This window comes from Blautia sp. DFI.3.45 (assembly GCF_020593505.1).
GTDB lineage: Bacteria > Bacillota > Clostridia > Lachnospirales > Lachnospiraceae > Blautia_A > Blautia_A wexlerae.
The window spans coordinates 1-5,613 of the sequence record NZ_JAJDMI010000087.1; the positions used below are offsets into that span (position 1 = coordinate 1).

At 40.5% G+C, this 5,613-nt stretch carries 6 protein-coding genes; all 6 read right to left on the minus strand.

The window, feature by feature from the left end; genetic code table 11:
• Positions 1–257 precede the first annotated feature (257 nt).
• Complete coding sequence (locus LJE09_RS16655; protein WP_227311571.1) at positions 258–1,250, minus strand: cysteine ABC transporter substrate-binding protein; 993 nt, start codon at positions 1,248–1,250, stop codon at positions 258–260.
• A 292-nt stretch (positions 1,251–1,542) separates the two neighbouring features.
• Entirely contained in the window at positions 1,543–2,298 is a 756-nt protein-coding gene (locus LJE09_RS16660) for an amino acid ABC transporter ATP-binding protein (RefSeq protein WP_008708208.1), read from the minus strand.
• Positions 2,299–2,319: 21 nt separating this feature from the next.
• Positions 2,320–2,997: an amino acid ABC transporter permease gene (locus LJE09_RS16665; protein ID WP_008708209.1), complete on the minus strand. Its 678-nt coding sequence runs from the start codon at positions 2,995–2,997 to the stop codon at positions 2,320–2,322.
• A complete protein-coding gene (locus tag LJE09_RS16670; protein ID WP_008708210.1) occupies positions 2,978–3,637 on the minus strand; it encodes an amino acid ABC transporter permease in 660 nt (219 codons plus the stop codon). Before LJE09_RS16670 ends, LJE09_RS16665 begins: the two co-directional genes overlap by 20 nt.
• A gap of 178 nt (positions 3,638–3,815) precedes the next feature.
• Positions 3,816–4,436, minus strand: coding sequence for a GDSL-type esterase/lipase family protein (locus LJE09_RS16675; protein WP_008708211.1), 621 nt, complete (start codon positions 4,434–4,436; stop codon positions 3,816–3,818).
• Between the two features lie 244 nt (positions 4,437–4,680).
• A complete protein-coding gene (locus tag LJE09_RS16680; protein WP_227311572.1) occupies positions 4,681–5,448 on the minus strand; it encodes a helix-turn-helix domain-containing protein in 768 nt (255 codons plus the stop codon).
• Positions 5,449–5,613 lie beyond the last annotated feature (165 nt).

Sequence of the window (5,613 nt, forward strand, 5' to 3'; positions counted from 1 at the left end):
CAGGCAATCTGGAATGAATTTTGGCTACGTTACTGTGAACGGAGTGAACAGTAACCCTTTTCCCATTTACAAAGTCACATACAAAAATGACAGAATTTTGAAATATCTGACACACTTGCAATAAGCAAAAATTGATCATTATCTCAAAATGAAACGCACTCCACAGGAATGTCCTAATGGAGTGCGTCTCACTTTGTTTATAAATCAATACTTTAGAGAATATCAAAATTATAACTTTTATACTGCATTTACACTGCTTATTCAGCGTCTGCTGCCTCTGTCTCTTCCGGTTCTTCTGTTGTTTCCGCATCTTTAGTGTCATCGGAGGCTGCATCAGAATCTTCTGTCGCTGCTGCATCTGCATCCTCAGCTTTTTCTTCGCTGTCCACAACACCACCTTCAACTACCAGGTCATCCGGATTGATGTTGTCACCGTATACAGGTTTCAGAGTTTCTTCGAAATCTTTATGGAAGAACTGTTCATCTGCCAGAGATTTGATTTCATCGTTGATTGCGTTCAGAAGGTCTGTGTTGCCCTTCTGTACTGCTGGTGCAATCGTATCAATATCACCAAGAGATTCGATTCCTACAGAGAATCCTTCATTCTGCTGAGCCCATGCAAGTACTTCTGTATTGTCTGTGGAGAATGCATCTCCTCTTCCATCAAGAAGCGCATCGTATGCTTCCTGGTATTCATCAAATTTTACAAGTTCAATATCCGGATAGTTATCTGTGAAATATGTCTCTGCTGTTGTTCCTTTTACAACGATCAGCTTCTTGCCTTCCAGATCTTTTACATCTTTGATCAGCGCATCATCAGGAGAAACAACTCCAAGAGCTACCTTCATATATGGAAGTGCGAAGTCTACTTTCTCCGCTCTGTCATCGGTTACTGTAAAGTTTGCAAGGATCACATCTACTTTTGCAGACTGCAGATATTCTACACGACTTGCTGCCTCTACATAAGTAAATTCTGCATCGTCTTCACTTCCCAGAAGGTCTTTTGCAAGTCTTTTTCCAAAGTAAATATCGTATCCCTGAACATCACCGTTTTCATCTACATATCCAAATGGATTCTTGTCACTGAATACACCGATTTTGATCTTTCCGTCTTCTTTGATCTCATCCAGAGTACGGGCCTGTGCAGTGTTTCCTCCGTCATCTGCCGCACTTACAAGAATACTTCCGCCAAGAAGTGTTGTTGCTGCTACACCTGTCGCTAATAAGACTGCTAATATTTTTTTCTTCATGTTCTTTTCCTCCATGTTTTTAAAAATTTGATTTTATTATAATTTTTATAACTAGTACATCGTTTTCGAAATAACTATACCACTCACTTGTCTGCGAATCCGATTGCACAGGTCTAAAAGCCTCAGCGTAGCCCGCTACGCCTGCGTTTTTATACCAGCACACTCGAATCCGCATCCTACGCGATTGGTATAGTTATTTACGAAACGATGTACTAGCTCTTATGATATCCTGCTATTTCGTGGATATTATCATCCATTTCAGGATTTATAAAATATTCTGTTTTCCTCTATTCTATTTTTTCACTGTTTCATAATGGAAACTGTTCAGGAACTGTTTTGCCCTGTCAGTCTCCGGATTATCAAAGAACTGTTCCGGAGTGTTCTCTTCTACAATGTTTCCCTTATCCATAAAGATCACTCTGTCTGCTACGGAACGGGCAAATTCCATCTCATGAGTGACGATCAGCATGGTCATTCCTGTCTTTGCAAGTTCCAGTACTACCTGAAGTACTTCTCTTACCATCTCAGGATCAAGTGCTGCTGTAATCTCATCCAGAAGCATGATCTCCGGATGCATCAGCATGGCACGTACAATGGCAACTCGCTGTTTCTGACCACCGGAAAGCTGCCTTGGATAATTATCTTTCTTATCCAGAAGACCAACTCTGTCAAGAAGCTGCTCCGCTTCCTTTTTCACTTCTTCTTTATTTCTTTTCTGTACTTTCATTGGTGCCAGAAGAAGATTATTTAAAATTGTCATATTCGGGAAAAGATCATAGCTCTGGAAAACCATTCCTATCTTCTCTCTGACTTTGCTTATATTCTTTTTTTCTTTCTCATAGCTTACACCGTTAAGCTTCAGTACACCGGTGTCAATCTCTTCCAGGCGGTTGATACATCGCAGGAAGGTACTTTTTCCACATCCGGAAGGTCCTACGATCACTACCACTTCTCCCTTTTGCAGAGAGAAGGAAACATCATCCAGAATAGGAACATTGTTTACATATGATTTCTTTAAATGTTCTACTTCTAAAATCGGCTGTCCCATTCATTTATCCTCATTTCTCTATTAATCAGCAAACTTCTTTTCCAGTACTCTGGAGAGTCTGGAAAATGGAAAACATATGATAAAATACATAAAGAATACTGCACCATATACCCAGAGGGCCGCTGTCGGATTTGTATAACGTGATGCATCTATGATCTGTTTTCCAACTTTTAACACCTCTACTACTCCGATAAGAGCTACCAGTGATGTGGTCTTGATCATTCGGGTAAGAAGATTCACTGCGGATGGAAGAAGTCTTCTTATAGTCTGCGGAAGGATAATATAAAGATAGACCTGCCATTTGTTTAATCCAAGACCGTATCCGCTGTCATACTGGTGTTTAGGAATGGAGATCAGCGCACTTCGCACCAGATCACCCATTTCAGCAGTTCCCCAGAATGTAAATACAATGACCGCCGCTGTCTCACCGGAAAGATTCATCCCCAGATGCTTGGCCGCTCCGAAATATACCAGGAACAAAAGCACCAGCTGCGGCATGATTCTTACTATTTCAAGGTAAATGCGGCAGATAAACTTAATGATTTTATTTGGGATATTCATTACCATCCCAAGAAGAAATCCAAGGATTATGGAAAATACCATGGAAATCAGTGCAATTCTTATTGTTACCCACAAGCCCTGCCAGAGTCTTAATGAGTTGATTCCCTTAAAAAGAACCTCAATCCCCATATTCTGCATAGCGGACTCTCCTTTCTACAAATGAACAGATAAGTGAGATTGGTAAAAGTATGATCAGATATGCGATTACCAACATAAACAGGGCTTCATCTGTTTTGTAATAAATTCCGATCAGGTCTTTTGTCACAAACATCAGGTCTGCAAGTGCTACTGCACTGAATACGGAGGTTTCCTTAATAAGAAAGATCGCATTTGCACAGAATGCCGGAATAGAATTGGATACCGCCTGGGGCAGGATAATGTTTGTAAATACCTGACTCTTACTCATTCCAAGGCTTAATGCGGATTCCACCTGAATGGGTGGAACATTGTCCAGGCCGCTTCGGAAGGCTTCTGCCATATAACTGCCTCCGAGAAAGGTCAGTCCTGTGATCGCACACTGTTCTGAACTGAGGACAATCCCTATTTTCGGAAGACCGAAATACAGGAAAAACAACTGAATCAACAATGGTGTATTTCTGGACAGTTCAATGTAACATTCCACGATCTGACGAAGTACAGGAATCCTGAAATACTTAATCATGCTGCAGACAAGCCCAACCACAATGGCAAGCAGCACACCAATCACCGCCATGTGAAGTGTAAGCTTTGCTGCCTCAATATAAAGAGGTGTCTGCTCGCGGATAAACTCAAAATCCATGGTTACTTTATTCTCCTTCTATTATTATGATTTAGAGCATATTTGAAGAACGCTCTGGTGTGCCTGTGCCGCTTATTACTTTTCAATCCACTGCTATTTCGGTTAAAGCAGGTAGTTTACTTGATTTAGTTAAAGCGTTACATCTGCACATCTGTGAACTATCATAACATTTCAGGCTTCATCCTGCAAGCTTTTCATAAATTGCATCTGCAAGTCTGCTATGTCCCAGTTCATCCAGATGCTCCTGATCGGCTTCTCCCGGTCGGGCAAATTCTGAAGCCGGAAGATAAGAAATATTTCTTCTTCTGGCGATTTTCTCATACACCCGGGGCAGATTCCATGATACTTCGATAGAATTCTTATCGAATTCCGGATCAAAATCCTCTTCCCAGATTCTCTCCCCAAGGTAGATTGGAGATACCAGTAATATTTTGGCATCCGGGTTTACAGTGTTGATCTGATCAAGGAGCTGTTCAATCCCCTGTCCGATCACTTCCGGGGTTGCGCTGTATACGCTTTTACAATCGTTCGTGCCAAGCATGAGAACGATAGTGTCTACTGGTCTGTGGCTCTCAAGGATTGCCGGAAGCATTTCTGTTCCTCTTCTTTCTGTACGGAATGGATCATCGAATACGGTGGTTCTTCCGCAGAGTCCTTCTTCGATTACTCTGTAGCCTTTTGTTCTTACTTTGTCATCCAGGATGCTGGTCCAGCGGGTACCCCATCCGTATCTCTGATTAGTAGTTCCCGGGATTAAACCGTATGTATTGGAATCACCGAAACATAAGATTTGTTTCATGTCTTGTCACCTTCTTATCTGATATTTTTAATGGGATTTTTGTTTTCCCTGTTTTCATATTGATTTGATAGGAATACTATACAATCTTTATTTTTGTTTGTCAAGCCCTTTTTTGTATTTTTTGAAAATGTTTATTTGTACGTCATAAGTCATAAAGGGACGCTCAGAAATATTTTTATTTTCCGTGCGGTTTCGGGACCTATAGCAATCCTCGTAAATAATCAAAAAATTTTTGATACCGATATTATTTCCAGTCCTGAACTTTATATTTTTTATATTTTGCAGGTGTCGTGCCTGTATATTTTCTGAAGATTTTTATAAAATAGCTCTGTGTGGAAAAGCAAAGATATTCACTGATCTGTGCTGCTGTATAATCTGAATAGGTCAGCATATTACAGGCAGCTTCTATCCGTTCTTTCTGAATATAGTCGACAAAAAGCATTCCTGTTTCTTTTTTAAATAATCTGGAAAGATAACTGGCACTGATTCCTGCTGCCTCTGCAGTTTCTTCCAGTGTAACGGGAACATGCAGATGAAGATGGATATATTTTACTGCCGCTTCAATTTCTCTGCTGTAATGTCGCATTCCGAACTTCTGCACTTCCTGGGCAAATCTCAGGGCTGCTTTTTGTAATAACTTTTCTATAGAAGATTTGCTGGTGCACTCTTCTACTGTCTGAATATAACCGTCGCTTAATGCATAAGCAGTTTCTTCAGGTACACCACCTTCAATGGCAGCTCTGGTAAACAGCGTAATTCCTGCTATAAACATATTTTTACTGTTTCTCAGTTCATTTCTAGACAGGATTCCAGGGGTTCCATCCGGTGTGAGCTGAAAAACAGACTGTATTCTGTCTGTCTGGCCATTCCTGATAGCATCATACTGCCGACGCTCACTGGCATAAGATTCATGTTTCTGTAAATTTTCACGTCTCTCAAATAGAGTATTCCTGCTCCGGTTCTCTGCAATCTGTTGTTCTTTTTCATTGTATTCCTTACTTTTCTCCTGCATCTTTATTCCTCTCGCATACACAGTAATATTTTGTTATTTATAGCAATATTTTACTATATTTTATCATTTACAGGTGATATAGTCCAGATAAAGGCAACACAAACAATCTGTTTGTTACTGTTCACTCCGTTCACAGTAACGTAGCCAAAATTCATTCCAGATTGC

Excerpts from the sequence above, each read along its gene's own strand:
- LJE09_RS16655 (WP_227311571.1), bottom strand. The coding sequence starts at position 1,250 with ATGAAGAAAAAAATATTAGCAGTCTTATTAGCGACAGGTGTAGCAGCA.
- LJE09_RS16660 (WP_008708208.1), bottom strand. The coding sequence starts at position 2,298 with ATGGGACAGCCGATTTTAGAAGTAGAACATTTAAAGAAATCATATGTA.
- LJE09_RS16665 (WP_008708209.1), bottom strand. The coding sequence starts at position 2,997 with ATGCAGAATATGGGGATTGAGGTTCTTTTTAAGGGAATCAACTCATTA.
- LJE09_RS16675 (WP_008708211.1), bottom strand. The coding sequence starts at position 4,436 with ATGAAACAAATCTTATGTTTCGGTGATTCCAATACATACGGTTTAATC.
- LJE09_RS16680 (WP_227311572.1), bottom strand. The coding sequence starts at position 5,448 with ATGCAGGAGAAAAGTAAGGAATACAATGAAAAAGAACAACAGATTGCA.
- LJE09_RS16670 (WP_008708210.1), bottom strand. The coding sequence starts at position 3,637 with ATGGATTTTGAGTTTATCCGCGAGCAGACACCTCTTTATATTGAGGCA.